Below are 22945 nucleotides of genomic sequence, written 5' to 3'. Positions count from 1 at the left end.
ATAAATGCTTTCTTTTATAGGCATTGGATATGAGAAATCGTTGAGAAGACTCCATAAGAGAAACAGATATTTTGAGGTGAAGATTATTCTCTTGCTGTCTTTGAAGAAATTGATGGATCAAAAGCAGTGATGCGCTTGTGGGCAAATTTGCTTTGTGAGATCAAGCAGAAGAGAATGTGTCATGGGAATGAGGAAAATATTATATTTGTTGGATGCGTTTAACTCTCGTTATAAACAATATGAAAGTCATTACAGGGTGCGTTCTTCTGAAAATAAGAGGCCTTTTTAAAAGCTTTACCTTGAAAAGAAAGCCTCTCGAAGAGAGTTTTGCGTGAAGAGCAAACCTCTTTTAGATGCATGAGACGCTCCCCCTATTTCTAGGGGTGGTCTTTTTTATTTTTTTTCAAAAGAAAATAAGTGATAAACCCAAGAAGAGGTCCTCCTAATTTAACAAGAGGTAAATGTTTGTTCAGGAGCGTAAGACTGGAAAGGGCTGAAGCTGTTATAAGCTCATGACGCTGTTTTTCCCACTGCTTCTGGTGATCGCGACGGTGATACGATTTTAAAAGCTTGCAAAGAACAGCGCTAAGTCCTGCGATAAAAAGCCAAATCAAAAATAATGTACTTGCTGCCGCAAGAGGAGTCATCACCAAACAGAATGCGAGAAAACCTATGATGCATAAAAAGATAAGAGCTATAAATAATGCAAGTCCAATAATTCCATAGCAAAATGTTTGGATTTGAATCTTCTTCACAGTACTTTGGATTCCTCTACCAACAAGGTGGTTCAAAAGGGGAGTAATCATTTTATACATTGGTTAACGGCGCAATAAGTGAGAAAGAATAAAACCAATGCCTGTTGCAATGAGAAGCGCTTTGCCAGGGTGCTCTCGAACTTGTTGATTGACTGTTTTTTCTAAATCACTGTACTTGCTTTTCGCTTGTGATAAGAGTTCCTCACTATTTTCTTTCGCTGAACTGTAAAGTTGTTCGGCTTTGTTTTTTGCTTCGTTCATTTTGTTGGAACTAAAGTCACTGACGGTCGAGGTGATGCTTGCAATTTCATTGCGTAATTGATCCAATTGTTTCTTTAGTTTTTTTTCTGTCTCTGTTTTGTTGTTTGTTTTATTATTTGCCATAGTCATTGTTCTTTCTATTGACTGATGTTGCACATAGTATTGATATCATTTGACTGAAATAAAAATTTCCTCGTCATGCTTTGTAACGTCATAAAATCTTCTTGGTTCCCTGATCTATTAAGGAACAGTCTTTTTAGATGACAATTCTAACAAAAATAGGGGGATTTGCTTCTTACAACACTGTAAAGAAGAGTGCTCTACAAAAACAAGGGACATCTTCGATAAATAGACTGATGTAATCGGTCCTAATAATGTGAGATTTTCTTTATAAGTTAGAAAAAAAGAAATATAAATAACATCTTAAAAAATCTTCTTGATGATAAAAAAGATTAATCGTAAGTAATAAAGAATGATTGACTTGTTTTTTGCAAATTTATACCTTTAAAAAGCGAATATAAAGAAGAGTCGGGAAGTATAAAGGGGGAATAAAAATTTAAATATAAGGATTTTGAATAGAATATGACATCTCATACAGTTCCTTTAGAAAACAATACAAATGCATTACCCATGCATGATTTCTCTCCTTTTTCAATGTTTATGGCTGCTGATTGGGTTGTGCAAGCTGTTATTATCGCTTTATTGTTGGCTTCTCTTCTTTCCTGGACCATTGCTTTTTTTAAAATTGTTGAATTTACTGTTGCAAAATATAAAGCACGGCGCGTCTTTCAATTAACGAATGATGCTCAAACATTTGCAGAACTCATAGCAAACTTTCAAAAGATTAAAGGAACTTCTGTCTTCTTTTTGGAAGAAGTTCTCAAAGAAATACGTCTGTCGTCTCAACAGCTTTGTCTTATGAAATCCAAAGATTTGCACCAAAACCAAAGCGAAGTTTTTCCTTATGATATCCTTTCTTGTGGAAATATCGATGGAGTGAAAGAACGTGTTCATTCGCTTTTATCACGCTCCTTGTTTGCTGCAATGCGGCGTATCGCTTGTGGAAGTGCCGTTCTCGCGACGATTGGATCTGTGGCGCCCTTTGTTGGTCTTTTTGCAACCGTGTGGGGGATCATGAATGCCTTTATTGGAATCGCAAAATCCCAAACAACACGGTTGGATGTCGTCGCACCTGGAATTGCTGAAGCTTTGCTGGCAACAGCTATAGGGCTCTTTGTCGCAATTCCTGCTGTTATTCTCTATAATGGTTTTATACGTTTTTTGAATGGATATCGAAATGATTTAGCCGATATCGCAGCGGCAATCGAAAGACTTATAAGTCGTGAATTCGATAGACAACAACAGAATAAAAATTATCAGCTCAGCCATGAAAATAGATCAATATGATAATTGGGAAAACAATGAAGAAGGCCTCCATAGTGAGATTAATATAACGCCTTTCATTGACGTCATCTTAGTGCTGTTGATTGTTTTTATGGTCGCTGCGCCTTTAGCAACGTCTGTTCTTCCTGTTCAGTTGCCTACTCTTACGCAAACCCCTATTGTTGCTCAGACCGATGAGCCCATTTATATTACCTTGAAAAAGGATCATGCTCTTTATATTGGAAAAAATCACACCAGCAAAACAGAGTTGATTGATCTTTTGTTACAGAAAACGCAACGTAATTTCGAAACAAAGATTTTTATTCGAGCAGATAGCGAAATCGATTATGGAGCTGTTGTGGATCTCCTTAATCAAATCCGAAGTGCTGGATATACTAAAATTGGTCTTGTAGGGCTCCATAAAGCTGCAATAACTGCTCCTAATTTTGCGGTAAATGATCCTATTGAAGATGATGACTGAATATATTCTAGAGTATTTGCTCCTTCTAGAATCTGTGTTGTCCTCTCTGTGTTGTGGGCTATTTGGGAGTATGGAACTTTTGTTCAGAGGACACTGTGGCATCTGGGGCAGAGGCAGTCTCTGTGCTTTGTTTATATGGAGAGGTGTGCGAGGGCATTTTCTGTTCTAGAATCTGTGTTGTAGGCTATTTAGGAGTGTGGAACTTCTGTTCAGAGGAGACTGTAGCATCTGGGGTAGAGGCAGTCTCTGTGCTTTGTCTATATGGAGAGGTGTGCGGGGGCATTTGCTGTTCTAGAATCTGTGCCGGCCTCTCTGTGTTGTGGGCTATTTGGGAATGTGAAACTTCTGTTCAGAGGAGACTGTAGCATCTGGGGTAGAGGCAGTCTCTGTGCTCTGTCTATATGGAGAGGTGTGTGAGGGAAATATTGCGGCCCTGAAGAAGAGAGGTGAGAGTGTTATTCTTGTCCTGTTGAGCCAAAGCCTCCCGTGCCGCGTTCGTTTGGAATGGCTTGGAAAGAAGCAGAAAGGGGATCCGCTTGATGAGGATCAAATTCGCAAACATCAACTTGGGTAACTGGGGCAATAACCGTTTGTGCAATGCGCATTCCACGGTGGATGGAGAAATCTTCTTGCCCTAAATTAATGAGAAGGACTTTAACTTCACCACGGTAATCGCTATCAATTGTTCCAGGAGTGTTTAGGCAAGTGATGCCATGTTTTAAAGCAAGGCCAGATCGTGGACGTATTTGTGCTTCGTACCCTGGAAGAAGATGAAAGATAAAACCAGTGGGTATGAGAATACGCTGTCCTGGGACGAGATTCACAGTTTCTTCTGGGGCAAGAGCAGCCCGCAGATCAAGACCTGCAGATCCTGCCGTTGCATAATGGGGAAGCTCAAGCCCCTGTCCGTGATCAAGACGCTGAATCCGCAGAGGAAGTTTTTGTACCAGGTGAGAAAAAGTGTCTTTTTGAGGTGTCGAAGGGGGAGTATTTGAAGAATGAGGCATTGCAAGGAATTTCCAAAAGATAAATCAAGTTTATATCCTAACAAAAGCCTTCCTACAAAACAAGCAGATATGATTTCATTAACAAGCACTCCCCTTTTTGGGCTCAGCTTGTGCTAATCAAAATCGCTGTTGCAAAAACTAAAGCGCCACCGAGGATAATCTGAAGAGAAGCGCGTCATAAGGGGGTGGATGTGAATTTATATGATTTCATTAACAAGCACTCCCCTTTTTGGGCTCAGCTTGTGCCAATCAAAATCGCTGTTGCAAAAACTAAAGCGCCACCGAGGATAATCTGAAGAGAAGCTTGTCATGAGGGGGTGGATGTGAATTTATATGATTTCATTAACAAGCGCTCCCCTTTTTGGGTTCAGCTTGTGCCAATCAAAATCCCTGTCGCAAAAACTAAAGCGCCACCGAGGATAATCTGAAGAGAAGCGCGTCGTAAGGGGGTAGACATGAATTTATTTTGGATCCAAACAATGGCTCCTAACTCAAAAATGACAATAATGAAAGCAATAAGCGTTGCTAAGAAAAAAGAGTCAATCAAATAAGGAATCGTATGTCCTAGACCACCAAGCATTGTCATCAGACCGCAAGCAATCCCTCTTTTTATAGGTGAGCCACGGCCAGATAATTTACCATCATCATGGAGAGCTTCTGTAAATCCCATTGAAAGACCAGCACCAATAGAAGCAGAAAGGCCCACTAAAAAAGTTTTGTATGTGTCACCCGTAGCAAAAGCTGCTGCAAAAATAGGAGCAAGGGTGGAAATGGAACCATCCATTAATCCCGCAAGGCCAGGTTGAATCCACGTTAGAAGAGTTTTCTTTTGATGAGGAGTAAGGGTCGATTGTTCTGTCTCTACAGAGGAGGACTCAGCAGCAGAAAAGAATGAAAAATCAGAGATTTCAGGCGATGAATCTAAGGTTCCTTCATTTATATGGCAAGAAAGGTTCAGTAATTGTTTGTGGTGTTGGAGCTCATTATGACTCATGGTTGCAAGAATCAAAGCTTGAGTGGGACAAGATGATTTGAGTGCTCGTGCGTATTTTAAATACAATGCAGCATGGTCTTTTTTTAATTGGGTGGCATGAGCGACAATTTCTTGTGCTGTGCAGGAAGAACAAACCTTCTGGGGTGTTGATGAAAAGAAATGCTTAGGCATTGGACTCATATGATTAGTTTTAGAATTATTCTAAAATATAAAACGAAAATAATGAAAGTCAATTCGAAAACTTTCTGATCAAAGTAAAATTGTGGAAGAGGAAATTTCCTTTGTCGAAAAAATTCCGCTAAGTCGGTAAAGAATACCAATAAAATATCCTGTAGGATGACAATCCTTAGATGCACTTTATAGAGAATGAAAACGCTCGGAGATGTTTGCTGTTCGAGGAAATAAGGGGACTCTTAAAACGTCAAAAGAAGAGTATCGTCTCTTTGATAGAGGAATCTATAGATTTTGGATAAAAAAGAACGAAAAGAGCTCTTTGCTTTCTTCTGGAGTATGGTGGGGAGGATGATGAGGAATTGGTGGAGGTGAATGGAAAATCGATTTTGTACAGTGAGAGGTATGCTACTTAAGTGATGGCACGAAAGGAAGGTATGTTCTCTTGTCTTTGGAAAAAAGAAAGCGAACTCTTTGAGAAAGGGATTTCATCTGAAACATTTTTGAAAAGTGTACCGTTCTTCTTTCTGGCAAGAAATCATTGAAAATAATGGATAAGGTGCAAGAAAAAACACGAAGCAGGCAGTGCTTCTCGTTACTTCCTGAAGAAAGAAAAAATAGAAAACATCGTCTTGAGGAAAAATGCTTTTGAAAGGTGAAGAGAACAATTGAAAAGAGGAGGATTTTGTTCGTATTATGGGCTGTTGTTTGTATTTTTTATGGTTTTTACTGTTTTTTCAAGAGTCCTTTTGAAGCAACAAAGAGGCTGATAAGCATCAGAACTAAACTAGCAACAGCATTCCAGCCAGCAAAGGAAAGAAACAAAAAATATCCCGCTGCTTGATTACAAGAGGGAGATTGAATAGCGTTTAATTGATTTAAAAGGTGAGAGGCATCCGTTATGATCATGGTAGAGTGTGATGTGCAATTATTCGGTGCGTCCCAAAAGCGATATTCAGCGCCTGCGTGGTAGATTGCTAAGATAAGGCTGATGACCATGAGGATAAAAATACCCCAGAACAAAGAGCGTATCCAAGCAGAGGAGGGGAAAAATCGTGTTGATAAGGCAGCAATACTCAAAAATATCAGAGAGCCATAATAAGGAAAGCGTTCAATGATGCACAACTTGCAGGGAAGAATGCCACCAATATATTCGAACACAAGGGCAATGCCAATCGGAATCAATAAAAGGATAGCAAGAATAAAAATCCATAATTTTTGCTCTTTGCTCTTCAGTGTACAGTGAAGATGTTGGCTAAAAGAATAGTCAGAAAAGATCACTGTATGAACACCTTAAAGAGAAAAATATGATTTGAGAAAAAGAATGTATAATCCATAAATGAATAAAAGCAAAAGAAAACAAAGGGGCATAAACCATTTAAAGTGATGGGAAAGCCAGTCAGTCGCTTGAGAGCCAAAACGTTGAATCAGCCAAGCAAAAAGATAAAAACGTGTCCCACGGGAAAGGATACAGAGAAGAATAAAAAGCCAAAGATTAAAATGGGTAACGCCTGCAAGAAGGGTGGTTATTTTGATGGGAGGAAGATGGGTGAGACCTGAAACAGTCAGTAAAACTGCTAAAAATTCTTGCGTTGTATCATTGTATAATATTTGAAAATTTTCATATTGATCGGTCAATTCTAACAGAGGCTTAACAATCGCGTCAAAGGCAAAATAGCCAAGACACCATCCAACAATACCCCCAAAAACAGAAAAAAATGTTGCAATAAAGGCATAAAAATACGCCTTCTTAGGGCGGACAAGCGCGATGGGAATATACAAAACATCCGCTGGAATAAAAAAAATAAAACTTTCAATAAAAGCAATAAAACCAAGCCAATAAGGCGCTGTACGGCGCTTCGCCAGTGAAATTGTCCAAAGCTTTACTGAGTTCAAGATCATTATTTCTTCCGACAATTCAAAGAGGCAAAGAAGATCAAAAAAATCTTAGGAAGCCTGAATGAGACAAAAATAGCCAATTTTTGCAAAAAAAAATCTAGTGTTGACGAATCTTCTGTTCTTTATATAGTGCAAAAAAAGAGGGGACAAGTGTGTTCCTTATCAGATGTCGTGCGGGTGTGGTGGAACTGGTAGACGCGCCAGACTCAAAATCTGGTTCCGAGAGGAGTGTCGGTTCGAGTCCGACCACCCGCACCACTTTATTTCATATTCTCTTAATTTAAAGTATAAGATCTTTCCCTCCAAAAATAGATCAAAATCTTATCAGAGGATACTGTGGTATCTGGGGCAGAGGCAGTCTCTGTACTTGTCTATATGGAGAGGTGTGCGAGGGAAATATTGTTGCTCTGAAGAAGAGTGGTGAGAGTGTTATTCTTGTCTTGTTGAGCCAAAACCTCCCGTACCGCCAATAAAGGCATAGAGCGTCTTTTGAGGGCCAACAAGTGTGATGGGAATATACAAAACGTCCCTTGGGATAAAAAATAAAACTTTCAATAAAAGCAAAAAACCAAGCTAATAAGGCGCCGTTTGTTTCCAATACAGCTCGTGGAGAGACAGCGTCTCTCCGATCTTTCTGGTGCTTATGCAGAGCTTCTTTGAAAGATTTGTTGAACGGCTTCTCTTTGCCGGATTCTCTTCGGAGGGAAGTCAAAAAGATGTGCTAAAAGAGTTTTTTGTAAAAAAGAGAGCATATAAAAAAGAGAGCATATAAAGAGGCACATACAGAGAAAATGAAGAGACAAGAAGAAGTATAAGGGTAGAAGCAATGGGTGGGGACTCCAAAGGTGTGTGTTAGAACATGGTGATGAAAGAGGTGATTCGTGCTTTTTTCAAAAAGTTTAGATGTCTTTGTGCGATTTGCAGTGCGGCAGTGAGCAGCAAGCCAGTCTCTTTTCAAGAAGTTAAGACATGTTTAAGATATCTTTGTGCGATTTGCGTAGCCCCAATGAACAGCAAGCAAGTCTAAACAGTCGCGTAAATGATCAGCAAGAGAATTTTGTTTGCGTTTGGAGGGACTTAATTCTTTAAATGCTTGATCATAACCGACCACTTGTTCAACCAGTCGATACCCAAGAGTCCCTAATTCGATTTTGACTGTTTGTAATTGTTTGAGGGCATTTGTTTGGGCTTCTATTGGGTGGGTATATCGCTGATCGCTATCCACTTTTTGAATGGTCAAATCAAGACTCATTTGTGCATCACCTTGGCATTGACGCCAATAAACATAAAAGCGTTCCGCTGCTTTGTATTGCGCTTGGTTGATATGTCCTTTCTTATATAAAAGGGCAATGGGACGGTTGTGGGCATCAATAAAAGCAAGAGTGGTGCGTGGGTTTTTTGTGCTGATTGGAGATGTAGGTTGAAAGGCAGGATTACTCGTTTCGATGATCACTTCTCGAGTTTTTAGGTGACCAATGGATTTCTTTTTACAGCGAGAGCAGGAGGAGAGACAGGGATGGGAGGATTTTTGTTTTTTGCTGGAGGGAATGGTGGAATCTATTTTTTGTGAATGGGTCACGATGTTTCCTTCTGAAGAGAGTGGTGGTGTTATTTGAGAGGAAAAGCACTGAAGTAAAAGCTTTAAGGGGTATGAATGTTGGATGATTGAAGGAATTTGGGTTGGTTGATGGATTGTTCTTAAAGAGAATTATTCTTTTGTATTGCAGGGTTTTTCTGTGCGGCGAGAGCAGGGGGAGAGACAGGGATGGGAGGATTTTTGTTTTTTGCTGGAGGGAATGGTGGAATCTATTTTTTGTGAATGGGTCACGATGTTTCCTTCTGAAGAGAGTGGTGGTGTTATTTGAGAGGAAAAGCACTGAAGTAAAAGCTTTAAGGGGTATGAATGTTGGATGATTGAAGGAATTTGGGTTGGTTGATGGATTGTTCTTAAAGAGAATTATTCTTTTGTATTGCAGGGTTTTTCTGTGCGGCGAGAGCAGGGGGAGAGACAGGGATGGGAGGATTGCTGTTTTTTGCTGGAGGGAATGGTGGAATTTGTGTAGCGAGGGAAGATAAAGGAGAAAAAGAAGAAGATTCTTGTGGAAGAGGAGGTGTAGAAAAACAGTTGACTGTGGGAGAGATGATGGGGCTTTGCTTTGAGTCCAAAGAGCTATTTTGGTTCTGTTCAATATAGCATCGGGGCGTTAATGGAGCAGAAGAAGAACAACGATAACGGTAAGTTTTAGGATCAAACCAGAGCCCAATTTTTCCTTCAAAATCCCCAGAGCGTTGTTTGGCAATATTGATAATAACACCTGGGCGTTGTGCTAAGTGCGCTTTTTCTTCTGGTTTATGGGTAGACAAAATTTTGTCTTCTAAAGAACGGTTCCGCCAAATGGTGATGATGTTAAAAGCATTGGCACCAATTTCTGAGGCGCCTTTAATATCTTCTGTGCCTGGGACATCCTTTTCTAAACCACTTTTGCGTGTATGTGTTACAAGATGAATGTGAACAGCGTTTAAAACTGCCCAATCAACTATTTTATAAACAGCTTGTTCTTGTCTTGCATAGTCATCGGAGGCGATCCCAAGGCGCATCAAACTGTCTATAATAAACTGGTCACAGCCATATTTGGCACGGCAATAGTCAAAAATATCTAAGAGGGCATCAACGCTTGATTTGCCTACATGCTCGTACAAAATAAGACCTGCATCTAAAAAATGAAGAACGCGTTCAATCATTTCTTTCGTTGGTTGGTCCGTTCCGCCAGTTTGTTTCGTTAAACGACGTAAAGATTGTTCTCCTTTCATTTCAAGAGAAGCTAAGCAAAGACGGCTTTTTTGCGCAATCCAATGGGGAATGCAATCCGATAAAAGTTGGCTTTTGCCAGCACCACTGGCTCCACTCCAAAGGGTCAATTCCGCAGGGCGAAAATAAAGTTTACCATTCAGTTTTGAATAGGGAACTGTATAGCCAAGATGCTGTTTTGCAGAAGGATAAAATAAGTTTATAACTTGCTCCTTATAATCCAAAACATGGCGTAACCCCTTGGGGGTAAAACTTTGAGCTTGCAAAAAAGCTTCGTGGATGATGGAAGCGTCAACACCTGCTTGTAAACACGCATTCGCATCTTTGCCAGGAAGGCGGACGCGATAACATCGATGGCGACCAAGGCGATGGGCAATCTCAAATGCTGCTTCTTCCCCCGGTGTATCCATATCCGTAGCAAGAAAAATAGTTTCAAAAGACTCTAAACGATCAAATTCATTCTCAATCCAATTTTGTTTGCCTCCTTTCCCGCCGCCAAAGGGAACAGAAACAGCTGGATATCCATAGGCTGCTAAAGAAAGCGCATCAATTTCTCCTTCAGTGATCACAAGAGTTCGGTCCGTTGAAGCACAGTCTTTGAATGACAAAGCTTGCCAGCCAAATAAAATCGGTTCACATTGAGAGGCTGTTGGTTTTGCTGTTGCACCGTTTTCGGCTAAGCGCTCTTTCACTAAGGCGAGGGTACCATCTGGTTTATAAAAAGGAAAAATAATCTTATTGCCCTCTTCGCCAATCCGGTATTGCTGTAAAATTTCAAGGGGAATGCAACGCTCTTTGTGCAAGTATGTTTTAACCCGCTGTTGCGGAATATTTGCTTTCGGAAGAGGAGGAGCACGATAATGATGGCGAGGAGCCATAAAAGGTTTTGGACGAGAAAGATTGAGATAAGCGCGTGCTTCATCAAGCGCCTCAGGAAGACTAATCCCTTTAACACTACACCACAGGTCAAGAAGATCTCCGCCATTGCCTTCAGCAAAATCATACCAAAGCCCTGCTTTTTTGCCGCTTAAGCTGATCGATAGGCTTTGTCCTGCTTCGCCATGGATATTGCCTACAACCCAAGAATTGCCGCGCTTTTTCCCTTGTGGAAGCAGCATTTCTGCTATGGAGCCCGCTTGGGCGGTAAGTCTTTGTTTAATTTCAAAAAGTGTGCTCATTGTTATCGATGTGTTAAGAAACTTAATAATTGATAAGGCCGCTATAAAGCCTTTCTTCGTGGTCGTTGCTTAGGGCAGATGCAGAGTGGGCCGAAAGAGCGATAGAGGACAAAGCAGCAAGTCGTTTATCATTTTCTTGTAAACGCTCAATTTCACGGCGGTACCAATTACGCCAGGTGGCTGCCCAATCAACTTTTTTTGCATCTTTGCCACTTTTCGCTTGCCAATAATCACGAAACTTTTTTTCTTGCCAAAGGGCTTGTTCTTCATTGAGCCCTTCTGAAATTGCTGCTGCAATGTCAGCACGCCACTCAGGGGGAAGTCGACATCCTTTGACGTCTTTTTTGGGAGAAAGACTGTCACAAAAAGAGGCAGAAGAAACAATCGCAGACGGTTTCTTTTGTGAAAGACCGTTAGGTGTTTCTTTTTCTTCTGTTTTCTGATCAGGGGAAAGTTGACACCCTTTGACGTCTTCTTTGGGAGAAGGACTATCACAAAAAGAGGCAGAAGAAACAACCGCAGACGGTTTCTTTTGTGAAAGACCGTTAGGTGTTTCTTTTTCTTCTGTTTTCTGATCAGGGGAAAGTTGACACCCTTTGACGTCTTCTTTGGGAGAAGGACTATCACAAAAAGAGGCAGAAGAAACAACCGCAGATGGTTTCTTTTGTGAAACACCAGTAGGTGTTTCTTTTTCTTCTGTCTTCTGAGCTTCTGAGTTACGTTCAACATCTAAAGGAGAGGCGTTGAGCAGATGCTGAAATTGTTCGTTGATTTTCTTGCGTTTTTTTGCTGAAGAGCGTCCCGCAGAGGATTTTTGCTCAAGTAATTTTGCGCGTTCATGAAAGACAATTTCACACCGTGTGTTCCAAAGACCACTGGCGAGCTGTAATATTTTCCCTTCCGTTATTAACATCTCTAAAACGCTTTCAAAAGTTCGCTTGTCACAACCACAAAGACGCGCTAAACGTTCTATTGATAAATTTAAAGGGCGCCCTCGCGCGTACATTTCATTCAGTAAAATTGTATAAATGCCAATTTCATGTGCCCGCATTCCACGGACTCCACCAAGGAAATCATTCTGGTACCAACAGACATAAGGAAGTATCGAGGATTCATAATGCGGAGCTTCTGAGTGTAGAACTTGTTTCATAGGGAAATAAACTTTCTTCTTTTTCGTCTGATATGAAGGGGTAAAAAGCAAAAAATATATTTTTATGTCTCCCAAAAACTATATTGGTTACATTTATTATTTTGAAAAATATTGCTGTTTCATTTTTGTGTTGTTTCGCTTTGTTCTGGTAGACGATCATTTTTTTGTGTATTTCCTTAAAATTGACTCATCAATTATGCAGAATTTAGAGAGTTGCAATTTTACAATTTGAGGTTGTATAAAAGATGGAAATTGAAGAGGGCAAAATAACAATATACGGGTTTTTGAAAAATGACTGTCTAATTCTTAAACTTTGACTTGGGGTGTTGTTTTTTAATAAAAAATGATGAATCCTCCAATAAGTGAAAATTTCCGTTAATTTTATCCTCTTTAGAAGATAAAGCAAGTCAATTTTATTACAAACAGATTTTTTTTAAGATAGGCTATAGGGTGAGACTATGAGTATTGATGGTTGGCGTCAAAGATTGCAGGAAGCACTTCAAAAAAGTGGACGGTCAAAAAGGTCTATCTCACTCTCTGCAGGGAAAGGAGCTGGATATTTGCACTCCATTCTCTCTGAAGGAAAAGAGCCGACGATTGAATCCCTCTATCGTGTCTGTCACGCAATTAATGTGAGTATGAGTTATATTCTCTACGGACAAGAGACAATGCCTGAAGATCAAGAGTTTATTGATCTCGTTTTGCAGGTTTCTCCTGAGGAGCGGAAGGCCATTTTAACTCTTTTGCGTCGATCGCTTGACGGAGACGAAACAAAATAATCTGTTGTGTTTTTCGGTCAAGTTTTGTCCAAGATTGCAATAGTTCGAAATCACGCATTTCAGCCCCCGTCTGTTGAAAATATATAGATTTAGAATAATCGGAAACAATGCAGAGCAAGATGGGAACAAGAGAGCAGTCATTTTCGTTCTTGTTTTCATTTGAGCATTGTTAAAAGTCATAATATATCTTTTATTAAGGATAAAATAATTGACATATCTTCCATAGAGGATATAAGACTAACGCTATATTTGATCATGTCAAGACAGAGCTTAGCTTTATCAACTGTCTAAGGGAGAAATATTCATGAAAAATATTCCATTCGTTAAAGAGGATGAAATTCTTATCATTCTCTGTGAAGATGAAATCAACGATACGTATGATGGTCCTCTTGAACGAGAAGAAGTGATCGAACTGGTCGAGAATAAATATGATGATGTGGTTCGACTTTTACGGCTTGATTTAAGGTCATTACATGCCGATGATGTAAGCGAACAAATCGCCGAATTATATATGAATATGAAAATTCGTGATGGCTATGACCAAGATGAACAAGTAGCTCCTTTCATTTTTAATAGTGATGCTTATCATGTTTATTTAGATCAAAAAATTGCCCAAGAATATGAAGACAATCTCTATGGATCTTATGAAAAACAGCATCGTTTGCGTTGGTCTGATGTGTTGAATGAATATTGAGGGGAAAATAATGAAAACTTACCTCAAAACATTCTCTTATGGATTACCACTCTATTATGCCGGATATGCACACAATATCATCAAATTGGAACCACAACAAAAAAATGCTTGTTCTTTTATTTCACACTATGAAGCAGAGGCAGTAGCACGGAAATTAGCGCTTCAGTATCAGCGTGATGATTTTTATATAGTGCAAAAATAGGAATGCATTTCCTCATTTCTTTATGCTCATGATCGTACAAAATTAATTCCAGAAAATAAAGAACCGTAAGCAACAAGAAAAAGTGAGTCCAGTTGCACGATGCTGGGTGTGTGCAGTTCTGTGGTGTTGTTTTGTTGGAGCTGTGTGTTGCGCGATGCTGGGTGTGTACAGTTCTGCGGTGTTGTTTTGTTGGAGCTGTGTGTTGCGCAATGCTGGGTGTATACAGTTCTGCGGTGTTGTTTTGTTGGAGCTGTGTGTTGCGCGATGCTGGGTGTGTACAGTTCTGCGGTGTTGTTTTGTTGGAGCTGTGTGTTGCGCAATGCTGGGTGTGTACAGTTCTGCGGTGTTGTTTTGTTGGAACTGTGTGTTGCGCAATGCTGGGTGTGTGCAGTTCTGTTGTGTTGTTTTGTTGGAGCTATGTGTTGTGCAATGCTGGATTTGAAAGGTTTTCAAAGAGAGACAAGAGCGGGAAAAAGGGAGAATATTGAAAATGCCAACGATTATTGATTGTGTTCAAGGAACAGACGAATGGCGCCAAGCACGGAATGGTTTAATTACTGCTTCTTTGTTCGAGATGGTCCTTGCACAAAAACAAGATGGAAAAAAAACGCAAAAATATACTTCTTTAATGATGAGGCTTGCTGGAGAAAGAATAACAGGAAAGCCTATCGAAGAGGGAACAACGTTGCCTATGCGGCGCGGCATAGAATTAGAACCACAGGCACGTCAGCTTTATGGAACTCTTACACAGACAGAACCTGAATGCGTTGGTTTTATTTTGGCCGATGATCGTTTGAAAGGAGCTTCTCCAGATGCTTTGATCGGGACAAATGGGATGTTGGAAATCAAAACAAAAAAACCTGAAATTTTAATCCCTTATTATACGCAAAGGAATTTTCCTCTTGAACATAAAGCGCAATGTCAAGGAGGGTTATGGATTGCACAACGTGAATGGATTGATTTAATGATCTATTGGCCGGATATGCCGCCTTTGATTAAACGTGCTTATCGCGATGAGGCTTATATTCGAAGGCTTGAAATAGAAATTAACCGATTTAATGAGGCTTTGGCAGTGATGGTCCATCGTCTGCAAACGATTTCTTTATAAACAATGGTGGAAAAGGATGTTGTAAAATTACAGCAGTTAGGAAAGAAAAAGCCATGAATTCTACGAAAAATTTTAGGGAGATAGAGAGTGCAAATTTGAGGAGAAAAGGCAGAAAAAATAAAAAAACGAGTCCACATGCAGAAAATAAAAAGAGAGGTTTCTGCGTGAATCAAGAAAGCATCGTCAAAAAAGGGGGTTCTACACATATGGTGCTGCGAGAGAGGATTGAACTCTCGACCTCTCCCTTACCAAGGGAGTGCTCTGCCACTGAGCTACCGCAGCACTTTGAATCTTCGTGCCGCCTTGTGCCATATTGTTACAAAATAGGCAAGAGAACATTGATCCATTCTTGCAAGTCAGTCTATCTTATGTCATGACAAAAAAGGTGATATAAGAAGCAAAAAGATAAAGGGGAGATAGAGTGTGTATTGAATGGGCTCTCGGTTATCAAAAAAGTGAAATTGTTCAAAAAAATGTATCATGACACAAATGGATCAACAAAAACAAGACGATAATAAAAAATACAAAGATGAGAAAAAAAAGCAACGCCAAGAAAGGCTAGCCCAGCAATTGCGCGCTAATTTAAGACGTCGAAAAGAGCAAAATCGAAAACGATTTCAGGATAATTCCTAAAAAAGACTTCCGATTAAGGTATTTTTACGGCATTTTTGCAACCAAACCTCTTAATGATTCGTTTCAAAGTCAGAAAAAAGACGCTTCAAGGTATTCACTTGTTTGAAAGGAAACTCTTCAAAGGATCCTTTCTAAGGGGCACTTTGGCGTGGGTAAAAAGGGTCAAACATTATGGATTCTATTCACATTATTGGTGGAAATCCTCTTAATGGTGTTATTCCTATTTCAGGAGCTAAAAATGCTGCACTTCCTCTTATGGTTGCTGCCTTGCTCACTGAGGAGACACTTACTTTGAAGTATATTCCGCATCTCGTTGATGTCGAACTCTTATTGAGAATTCTCAATCACCATGGGATCGGTTATGCTGTAGAGGGGCGAACAGCACATCAGGAAAGCGGGTATTCAAGGACAATTCACTTTACAGCAAAAAAAATAACAACAGTACATGCTCCTTACGAATTGGTCACAAAAATGCGTGCAAGCTTTTGGGTGATCGGTCCGCTTCTCGCACGATGTAGAGAAGCTTACGTTTCCTTACCTGGAGGGTGTGCTATCGGAACAAGACCCGTTGATTTTATTCTGGAAGGTCTCAAAAGTCTAGGCGCACACATCGTTATCGAACAGGGCTATGTTCATGCAAAAGCACCAGAAGGTCTTCAAGGAGGGCGGTATCGATTCCCTAAAGTAACCGTTGGGGGAACACATGTGCTCTTGATGGCAGCCGTCATGGCAAAAGGAACAACGGTTCTTGATAATGCTGCTTGTGAACCAGAAGTGACAAATCTTATTCAAACCCTAAAAGCTATGGGCGCGCGCATCTCTGGAGAAGGAACACAAACCCTGACCATTCATGGAGTGGAAAAACTGCATAGTGCCAAAGTCCAAGTGATTCCGGATCGAATCGAAGCAGGAACTTATGCTATGGCCGTGGCAATGATCGGTGGAGACGTCTTTCTGAAAAATGCAAACCCTCATCATCTCACCGAAGTTCTCGAATGCCTCAAAAAAACAGGCCTCGAAATCGAAATAAAACCAGAAGGGATCAATGTAAGACGAAATCCAGAGCAGAAAATTATGCCAGTGGATATCAAAACAGGTCCTTTTCCAGCTTTTCCGACAGATCTACAAGCACAGTTCATGGCTCTTATGACACGGGCGCAGGGAAATGCTCATATCACCGAAACAGTCTTCGAAAATCGTTTTATGCATGTACAGGAATTAATACGTTTGGGAGCACAAATTACACTCAATGGACAGACAGCTCTTGTCTGTGGAACAGAGAATCTGCAAGGTGCACAAGTGATGGCAACAGATTTACGCGCTTCCGTCTCTCTTGTTATTGCCGCACTTGCTGCACAGGGAAAGACAATCGTTAGTCGCGTTTATCACCTTGATCGAGGCTTTGAACGGCTGGAGGAAAAGTTGGCGCAATGTGGTGCAAATATTCAACGCGTCACAGGTTGAGAAAATATATCTATGTTTGTGGAAAGTCGTTCCTGAAGAGAGGAAGTCTGAGGTCTCCTTAAGAAAAAGCTCCAGAGACGGAAACAATGATAGCTTATGCGCAAAGAACGATGGCATGTGTGGGTGCGTGTTTCCTTAAGAGGAATCTTTTGTAGACAAATCTCTGGAAAAGCTGAGGACAAGCTGTAGAGAAAGAGAGTAGTGTCTTCTTTCTGGACTTAAGATTTTTTCACTTTTTCAGCAAGCAGTGCATGGACAGGACAGAGAGAGGACTGTAAAAGGGTAAGAGCCTATATGCTTTGCAAAGGATCATCAGGTTCACAGGCATTGCTGTATGCGCAAAGAACGATGGCGTGTGTGGGTGAGTGGGGTCCTCAGGGAGAATTTTGTGTGGACAAAGCTCTGGAAAAGCTGAGGACAAGCTGTAGAGAAAGAGAGTAGTGTCTTCTTTCTGGACTTAAGATTTTTTCACCTTTTCAGCAAACAGCGCATGGACAGGACAGAGAGAGGACTGTAAAAGGGTAAGAGCCTATATGCTCTGCAAAGGATCATCAGGTTCACAGGCGTTGCTGTGTGCGCAAAGAACGATGGCGTGTGTGGGTGCGTGTTTCCTTAAGAGGAGGCTGAAGTCGTGAGCTCTGAAAGGGAGAAGGAACCCCAAAAATCTGGAATTTCAGGCTTTAAATGGGGCCCAATGCGGACAGCGGAAACTTTTTCAGCAAGGCCAGTACGGTCAGAAAGCTCAACCGCTAAACCACAAAGCGTTGCTGGTCCTTTCGCAGGCTCATAAAATTTAAACTTCTTTTTATAAAGAAAACGGTAAAGAGGTTCTTCTTTATCCATTCCTAAAGAGGAATTATAATCACCGCACATGCCTGCATCCGATAAGTAAGCGCTTCCGCCCTCTAAAATTTGTGCATCAGCCGTCGGAATATGTGTATGCGTGCCGACAATAACACTGACACGTCCATCAAGAAAGTGACCAAAACACTGTTTCTCACTCGTTGCTTCCGCATGAAAGTCAAAAATAATCGCGTCCGCTTGTTCACGCAGAGGACAGGCTGCGAGAATCTTATCTGCAGTGTGAAAAGGGTCATCTACTGTGCAGGGCATAAAAACAGTGCCCATCACATTCGCAACAAGAACACGAGCACCATTCTTCGCTGTCCATAAACCAGAACCTTTTCCAGGAGTGCCTTCAACAAAATTCGCTGGACGTAAAAAACGATCGCTATAAGAGGCATAGCTCAAAGTCTCTTTACATCTAAATGCATGATTGCCCGTTGTGACAACATCAACGTTCAAAGCTAAAAAATCTTGGTAAATTGCCTCGGTAATGCCAAAACCATTGGAGGCATTTTCACCATTAACAACAACAAAATCAAGGTGCCAGTGTTCAATCAAACAAGGAAGAATCTGGGAAACAACTCTGCATCCCGTTTCTCCAACAATATCACCTAAAAATAAAAAACGCATACGCGTTTTAATCACACTTTAAAATGCAAGAAAACCCTTTTCTGTAAAAATACCCTGCAAAAGAAGATCCTCTGTTCTCGGAGGAATAAAAGCAGCTTCTTGGCACGAAAAACCAAAACCAAATAAATGGACAGGGTGATCTTGGGTGCAGAAATTTTCAACAATCCGGTCATAGTAGCCTGCTCCATACCCAAGTCGATGACCTTGATGGTCAAAAGCAGAAAGAGGAACAAAAATAAAATGTGGCAAAACAACAGCCTGTTTAGAACTCGGGCAAAGAATGCCAAAATGCATCCGCTCTAATTCACTTTCATGCGAAAAACGGCGAAAAACCATCGTCGTATGATCAATAATTGACGGTAAAGCCAAATGACCCCCTCGTGATGTGATAAAATCAAACAAGGGACGAGGATCAATCTCCGAACGAATAGGCCAATAACCAGCAAAAATAATCCCTGAAAGATTATTCACTTTTTTGTCAAGATACTCTGCTGCATGAGAACAGGCGCGATGCGAAAAAATAGAACGGTCCTGTAAGGATAAATGCTCCCGTTGTGATAAACCCCAGTGGCGCAAAGAATTGCGAACCGATAAAGAAGAAGAGGTGCTTTCAGGAAAATAGGGCATTGCTCATCAATGGGGTTAGAGAGGGGTTAGAGAATTGTGTCAATCAAGTTAAACAATAGCCGAAGCGCAAACAAATACAAAAAGGTGAACCGCAACAACCGATGGAAAAAGTTGATTCCGAGTGCCTAGTATACTAGGTGGGCACCGTGTGAAAAAGCCCACGAGCTCTTTCAGGGACAGCTCCCTTGGAAATCAATAAGGCCTCAGGAATATGTTATTTCCTGTCGCGAAGTGCAGAACACCTTCAACCATTATAAAAGAGTTTTAGCTTTTCGGCTAGAGAAAAAATGATTTCTCATAAATCTCTAAACTTCTTGATCTGCGTGTTGGGATACAAGAAAATCAAGGCGCTGATGAAGAAACTCCATTTGTGGATAAAAAGAAAGAGCTGTTTCATAAGCCTTGATCGCAAGATGAGGACGATCCGTCTCTTCCATAATGATGCCAAGCTCAATAAAGGCTATGTAATGCCGAGGTTCAAGCGTGAGAGCCTGGAATAAATCAAACATCGCAAGCTTAAAATCACTCAATTGAATATGAAGCCAAGCACGTTTTACCCAAGGTTCAGCATAGGTCGGAGCAAGAGCAATCACAGAATCAATCCTATCAAGAGCAGCGTTATAATCTGATGCTACAATGCTTTGTTCGGCCCAGATCATTAAAAGGTCAATAGTTTCACTGCCCGAGCGTGACCATAAACGCTGAAGTTGACGACTAAGATTCTTCGCTTCCTTAACATTAGAACAATATTTCAATTCTTTGAGAAGGCGTACAATCTCTTGTTCTTTACGATCACTCGCAAGAGATTGATGTGCATGAGGCGGCAATGCATAATCTTCAAGAAGAATTGTCCCCGAGTGAGGATTTGACAAGGGAGAACTGTCAGACCGTTCCGAAGGAAAATCAGGAATTATATCCTCTAAAGGCAAAAGAGATTGTGGAGAAGGTGCTTCTTCAAACGGGGAAGAAGGAGGGTTTTGTCCATAACTGGGAGAGAGAGAAAAAAAAACGCTGAAAAATAAAAGGAATATACTCTGCTGTCTTAAAAAATTTGAACAGAAAAAAACAAAACCTTTTAAAAAAACAAAAGACCTTAAATGAACATAACAAATAAATGCCCACACAAAAACAGCAGAAATCAGAAACCTGTCTTTTAAATCCATTACCCCTGACGAGCTCTAAAACGCGGATTTGTTTTATTCAAAATATAAACACGACCTTTACGGCGAACCAACCGATTGCTACGGTGACGTTCTTTGAGTGCTTTGAGCGAATTTTTAATCTTCATCATCATCACCGTTTATATATAATTCAAGTAAAAACCGCTTTCTTAAGATAAGAAAACTCTGCTCTCGAGACATAAGATATTATAAAAACATTCCCACTTCTATCGTGAAAAATACTGAAATTTTCCACCATAATGGGTAAATGAAAACGGTGGATTCATAGCAGGAAGTCCTCTTTTTGTCAAGTACACTTTCCTTTAGCGATATGTTTGATAGGGGGAGGGAATGCTTCTTCAGGATTGATGCCCTTTGATAAAGGAAGAAGGGCCTAAAATGGAGAAAGCGGGAAAGTGAGGTGTTGCGTGCGGAGAGTTCTTAGGAGCAGGAGAGTGTTGTGGTAGGGGAAGAGAGAGGTTTTAAAAGTACACTCTTTCTTTTCTGAAGGGAACCTGTTGAGTTCTTTATTCTTTTGCGTGGGAAGTTTTTGTTGCTGGTCCCGTTAATTGAATGACATGGCCCATTTTGCGTTCTGGTTTGACAAGAGTTTTGCCATATAAATGGACTGACGTTGATTTTTGCTGTAAAAAATTTTGATAATCTTTCAAATTCGTACCAAGAAGATTTGTCATTTCACAATTGCTATGGCGTGAGGTATCCCCCAAAGGAAGAGAACAAATAGCACGGATATGCTGTTCAAATTGTGAAGTGATGCATGCTTTTTGTGTCCAGTGACCCGAATTATGTACACGAGGCGCTAATTCGTTAACCAAAAGACTTCCATCGGCTAAAACAAAAAATTCAACACAAAGAACACCAACATAATCAAGAATGTCCATAATCTTAGAGTTAATCTCTTGTGCTGTTTTTTGAAGCAGTGGTGAAGCTTGTGAAGGTACTAAGGTTTTATAAAGAATGCCACTCTTATGCTGATTTTCACAGCAATCATAAAAAGCATATTCTTTTTGAGGATTTGATGCTGATACAACAGATATTTCAAATAAAAAGGGGACAATCTCTTCTAAAATGAGAGGTTGATGATTAAGTGCAATTAACGCCTTATCGATGATTTCTTCACTCGGATGATGAAGACCAATTTGATGCTTGCCATCATAACCAAAACAGCGTGTCTTCAAAAGACCACTTCCTCCCAAGGTTGATAAACCCTCAATAAGAGAATTTCGGTCATGAACCGCATACCATTTAGCCGTTTGAATTCCATGGGTGTTCAGAAATTGTTTCTCAAGAACGCGATCTTGCGAAATCGCCAAAATTTGAGAAGAGGGATAAAGATAACTTTTTTGTTCAATATATTGTGCTGTTTGCAAAGGAAGATTTTCAAACTCATAGGTTATCACATTGCAAACAGAGAGAAGATGCGTTAATGCCGTTTGATCGTCATACGAAGCAAGAATATGCTCTGTGCTAATATGAGATGCTGGACAATCAATCTCAGGACTCAGAACAAGTGTTTTAAAGCCAAATTCTGCTGCTGCAATTGCTAACATTCGTGCTAATTGGCCGCCTCCAAGAAGGCCAATAGTTTTGTCAGAACATAAGTCTTCAGAATGATGAGACATCTTTACTTTCCATCGTTAAAGTTATTGCTTCGCTGGCTGTTTGTTCTTTGCGTCAGTGTTGTTGCTGTAAATGTTCGGATAAAAGAGTATTATCATGAGATATCCTCACTTTCCATCGCTGGCGTTATTGCTACGCTGGTTGTTTGTTCTTTGCGCCAGTGCTGTAAACGTTCGGATAAAGCATCATCATGAACCGCAAGGACTGCTGCGGATAAAAGAGCGGCATTAATCGCTCCTGCTTTGCCAATTGCTAAAGTACCAACCGGTACACCCGCTGGCATTTGTACAATCGAAAGCAAAGAATCTTGACCCGATAAAGCTTGAGAGTGAATCGGAACACCAAAAACAGGTAAAGGAGTAAGAGACGCTAACATACCAGGAAGATGCGCTGCTCCCCCAGCGCCAGCAATTAGAACTTTAAAGCCAGAAACTTTTGCTCCTCTCGCAAATTGATAAAGTCGCTCAGGAGTGCGATGCGCCGAAATAATCTGCGTCAGATGAGAAATGCCAAGGTGAGTTAAAATATCTGAGCTATGGCGCATGGTATGCCAATCTGATTGGCTGCCCATTAAAAGTGCTACGTCATACAATTTTTCAGCCATTTAATATCCTTTTCATTCTGCAAGAGGCTTCATTCTCTCTCACTGGGCGCTTTGTCTTTTGATATTATCAAAGGGCGATTCAATTGCTTTTAAAAGTTTTGTTGCTTTTTTGCAAAGTTAATGAGTCAATTTTACTCTCCTTAAGATGAGAAAATAAATTTTTAAGTTCAATCTTTAAAGAAAAAAACATAAAATAAAGCATAAAATACTGGCTTCGTTGAGAAGAAAAATCACAAAAAAGTACAGTGATTATCTCAGAACCGGTTTTTGTTTTTTATGAACGGGTGATCATATGAAATGAAGGAAAAATCAAGAGAAGAAAAAATAAAGAGTGAAAATACGCTCACAAACAGTATATAAAGAAAATCTCTCTTTCTCTCTTAAATCCTTGTTCACAAAATCAAAAAAATAAGATATGGAAAAAGAACGTTAACTTATCATATAAAATCAACGACATATACTATAAAAG

At 40.3% G+C, this 22945-nt stretch carries 25 protein-coding genes, 2 tRNA genes and 1 other RNA gene; 11 read left to right on the top strand and 17 right to left on the bottom strand.

The annotated features are described in order from the left end of the window. Positions 1 to 377: 377 nt before the first annotated feature. Positions 378 to 815: a phage holin family protein gene (locus Bra60_RS05785; RefSeq protein WP_078688888.1), complete on the bottom strand. Its 438-nt coding sequence runs from the start codon at positions 813 to 815 to the stop codon at positions 378 to 380. 3 nt (positions 816 to 818) lie between these two features. Beyond that, on the bottom strand, positions 819 to 1139 hold the full coding sequence (locus Bra60_RS05780) for a DUF883 family protein (RefSeq protein WP_035006790.1): 321 nt from the start codon (positions 1137 to 1139) through the stop codon (positions 819 to 821). Positions 1140 to 1598: 459 nt separating this feature from the next. Between Bra60_RS05780 and exbB the strand changes: the two genes are divergently transcribed. Together exbB and Bra60_RS05770 are read left to right on the top strand one after the other, a co-directional pair. Next, on the top strand, positions 1599 to 2423 hold the full coding sequence (gene exbB / locus Bra60_RS05775) for a tonB-system energizer ExbB (protein WP_078688887.1): 825 nt from the start codon (positions 1599 to 1601) through the stop codon (positions 2421 to 2423). Then, positions 2404 to 2880 (top strand): biopolymer transporter ExbD, encoded by a 477-nt coding sequence (locus Bra60_RS05770; RefSeq protein ID WP_078688886.1) that lies wholly within the window; start codon positions 2404 to 2406, stop codon positions 2878 to 2880. The genes exbB and Bra60_RS05770 overlap by 20 nt, the downstream gene beginning before the upstream one ends. A 455-nt stretch (positions 2881 to 3335) precedes the next feature. Here Bra60_RS05770 and dut read toward each other — a convergent pair whose 3' ends face one another. The 4 genes from dut to Bra60_RS05750 form a co-directional block, all read right to left on the bottom strand. Then, positions 3336 to 3887 carry a dUTP diphosphatase gene (gene dut / locus Bra60_RS05765; RefSeq protein ID WP_035006576.1) on the bottom strand — a complete coding sequence of 184 codons (552 nt, stop codon included), beginning with the start codon at positions 3885 to 3887 and terminating at the stop codon, positions 3336 to 3338. A 367-nt stretch (positions 3888 to 4254) separates the two neighbouring features. Further along, positions 4255 to 5052, bottom strand: coding sequence for a hypothetical protein (locus Bra60_RS05760; RefSeq protein WP_078688885.1), 798 nt, complete (start codon positions 5050 to 5052; stop codon positions 4255 to 4257). Positions 5053 to 5778: 726 nt separating this feature from the next. Beyond that, positions 5779 to 6333 (bottom strand): disulfide bond formation protein B, encoded by a 555-nt coding sequence (locus tag Bra60_RS05755; protein WP_078688884.1) that lies wholly within the window; start codon positions 6331 to 6333, stop codon positions 5779 to 5781. A gap of 12 nt (positions 6334 to 6345) precedes the next feature. After that, complete coding sequence (locus tag Bra60_RS05750; RefSeq protein ID WP_035006581.1) at positions 6346 to 6954, bottom strand: YqaA family protein; 609 nt, start codon at positions 6952 to 6954, stop codon at positions 6346 to 6348. A 170-nt stretch (positions 6955 to 7124) separates the two neighbouring features. On the opposite strand from Bra60_RS05750, the gene Bra60_RS05745 reads away from it, so the two are divergent. After that, positions 7125 to 7209 (top strand) — tRNA-Leu (locus tag Bra60_RS05745). Between the two features lie 715 nt (positions 7210 to 7924). Here the strand turns inward: Bra60_RS05745 and Bra60_RS05740 are convergent. Further along, positions 7925 to 8428, bottom strand: coding sequence for a hypothetical protein (locus Bra60_RS05740; protein ID WP_236823979.1), 504 nt, complete (start codon positions 8426 to 8428; stop codon positions 7925 to 7927). On the opposite strand from Bra60_RS05740, the gene Bra60_RS07620 reads away from it, so the two are divergent. Then, positions 8427 to 8567 carry a hypothetical protein gene (locus Bra60_RS07620; protein WP_236823984.1) on the top strand — a complete coding sequence of 47 codons (141 nt, stop codon included), beginning with the start codon at positions 8427 to 8429 and terminating at the stop codon, positions 8565 to 8567. The genes Bra60_RS05740 and Bra60_RS07620 overlap by 2 nt on opposite strands. A 120-nt stretch (positions 8568 to 8687) precedes the next feature. Next, entirely contained in the window at positions 8688 to 8816 is a 129-nt protein-coding gene (locus tag Bra60_RS07690) for a hypothetical protein (protein WP_256385653.1), read from the top strand. An 82-nt stretch (positions 8817 to 8898) separates the two neighbouring features. Here the strand turns inward: Bra60_RS07690 and Bra60_RS05735 are convergent, their stop codons facing one another. Continuing rightward, on the bottom strand, positions 8899 to 10938 hold the full coding sequence (locus Bra60_RS05735) for a toprim domain-containing protein (RefSeq protein WP_236823915.1): 2040 nt from the start codon (positions 10936 to 10938) through the stop codon (positions 8899 to 8901). Positions 10939 to 10960: 22 nt separating this feature from the next. Then, on the bottom strand, positions 10961 to 12088 hold the full coding sequence (locus tag Bra60_RS05730; protein WP_078688882.1) for a YdaU family protein: 1128 nt from the start codon (positions 12086 to 12088) through the stop codon (positions 10961 to 10963). 458 nt (positions 12089 to 12546) lie between these two features. On the opposite strand from Bra60_RS05730, the gene Bra60_RS05725 reads away from it, so the two are divergent. The 4 genes from Bra60_RS05725 to Bra60_RS05705 all read left to right on the top strand — a co-directional run bounded on the left by Bra60_RS05725 (position 12547) and on the right by Bra60_RS05705 (position 14871). Next, positions 12547 to 12867 (top strand): helix-turn-helix transcriptional regulator, encoded by a 321-nt coding sequence (locus tag Bra60_RS05725; RefSeq protein WP_078688881.1) that lies wholly within the window; start codon positions 12547 to 12549, stop codon positions 12865 to 12867. Positions 12868 to 13171: 304 nt separating this feature from the next. Then, entirely contained in the window at positions 13172 to 13561 is a 390-nt protein-coding gene (locus Bra60_RS05720) for a hypothetical protein (protein ID WP_078688880.1), read from the top strand. Positions 13562 to 13571: 10 nt separating this feature from the next. Continuing rightward, positions 13572 to 13763 carry a hypothetical protein gene (locus Bra60_RS05715; RefSeq protein WP_078689066.1) on the top strand — a complete coding sequence of 64 codons (192 nt, stop codon included), beginning with the start codon at positions 13572 to 13574 and terminating at the stop codon, positions 13761 to 13763. A 490-nt stretch (positions 13764 to 14253) separates the two neighbouring features. Further along, the gene (locus Bra60_RS05705) at positions 14254 to 14871 is read left to right on the top strand and encodes a lambda exonuclease family protein (RefSeq protein ID WP_078673983.1); all 618 of its coding nucleotides are present in this window, start codon (positions 14254 to 14256) and stop codon (positions 14869 to 14871) included. Between the two features lie 207 nt (positions 14872 to 15078). Here the strand turns inward: Bra60_RS05705 and Bra60_RS05700 are convergent. Next, a tRNA-Thr gene (locus Bra60_RS05700) sits at positions 15079 to 15153 on the bottom strand. A 198-nt stretch (positions 15154 to 15351) separates the two neighbouring features. Between Bra60_RS05700 and Bra60_RS07355 the strand changes: the two genes are divergently transcribed. Beyond that, positions 15352 to 15504, top strand: a complete 153-nt coding sequence (locus Bra60_RS07355) for a hypothetical protein (RefSeq protein ID WP_167884996.1) — start codon at positions 15352 to 15354, stop codon at positions 15502 to 15504. Positions 15505 to 15675: 171 nt separating this feature from the next. Further along, positions 15676 to 16968, top strand: coding sequence for a UDP-N-acetylglucosamine 1-carboxyvinyltransferase (gene murA / locus Bra60_RS05695; protein WP_078688878.1), 1293 nt, complete (start codon positions 15676 to 15678; stop codon positions 16966 to 16968). Positions 16969 to 17580: 612 nt separating this feature from the next. Here murA and Bra60_RS05690 read toward each other — a convergent pair. The 7 genes from Bra60_RS05690 to purE form a co-directional block, all read right to left on the bottom strand. Next, positions 17581 to 18444, bottom strand: a complete 864-nt coding sequence (locus Bra60_RS05690; RefSeq protein WP_078689065.1) for a TIGR00282 family metallophosphoesterase — start codon at positions 18442 to 18444, stop codon at positions 17581 to 17583. An 18-nt stretch (positions 18445 to 18462) separates the two neighbouring features. Then, a complete protein-coding gene (locus Bra60_RS05685; protein WP_078688877.1) occupies positions 18463 to 19071 on the bottom strand; it encodes a 5-formyltetrahydrofolate cyclo-ligase in 609 nt (202 codons plus the stop codon). Between the two features lie 82 nt (positions 19072 to 19153). Beyond that, positions 19154 to 19314: non-coding RNA, 6S RNA (gene ssrS / locus Bra60_RS05680), on the bottom strand. A gap of 62 nt (positions 19315 to 19376) precedes the next feature. Beyond that, complete coding sequence (locus Bra60_RS05675; protein WP_153300889.1) at positions 19377 to 20234, bottom strand: tetratricopeptide repeat protein; 858 nt, start codon at positions 20232 to 20234, stop codon at positions 19377 to 19379. After that, positions 20234 to 20359 carry a type B 50S ribosomal protein L36 gene (ykgO, locus tag Bra60_RS05670; RefSeq protein ID WP_078689063.1) on the bottom strand — a complete coding sequence of 42 codons (126 nt, stop codon included), beginning with the start codon at positions 20357 to 20359 and terminating at the stop codon, positions 20234 to 20236. The genes Bra60_RS05675 and ykgO overlap by 1 nt, the downstream gene beginning before the upstream one ends. Positions 20360 to 20758: 399 nt before the next feature. After that, on the bottom strand, positions 20759 to 21874 hold the full coding sequence (locus tag Bra60_RS05665; protein ID WP_078698143.1) for a 5-(carboxyamino)imidazole ribonucleotide synthase: 1116 nt from the start codon (positions 21872 to 21874) through the stop codon (positions 20759 to 20761). 92 nt (positions 21875 to 21966) lie between these two features. Continuing rightward, entirely contained in the window at positions 21967 to 22476 is a 510-nt protein-coding gene (gene purE / locus Bra60_RS05660) for a 5-(carboxyamino)imidazole ribonucleotide mutase (RefSeq protein WP_078688875.1), read from the bottom strand. Between the last annotated feature and the right edge of the window lie 469 nt (positions 22477 to 22945).

It is taken from the genome of Bartonella sp. Raccoon60 (assembly GCF_002022585.1).
Classification (GTDB): Bacteria; Pseudomonadota; Alphaproteobacteria; order Rhizobiales; family Rhizobiaceae; genus Bartonella; species Bartonella rochalimae.
Note: the sequence above shows the minus strand (reverse complement) of the source record. Positions and strands in the feature narration are given on the sequence as shown.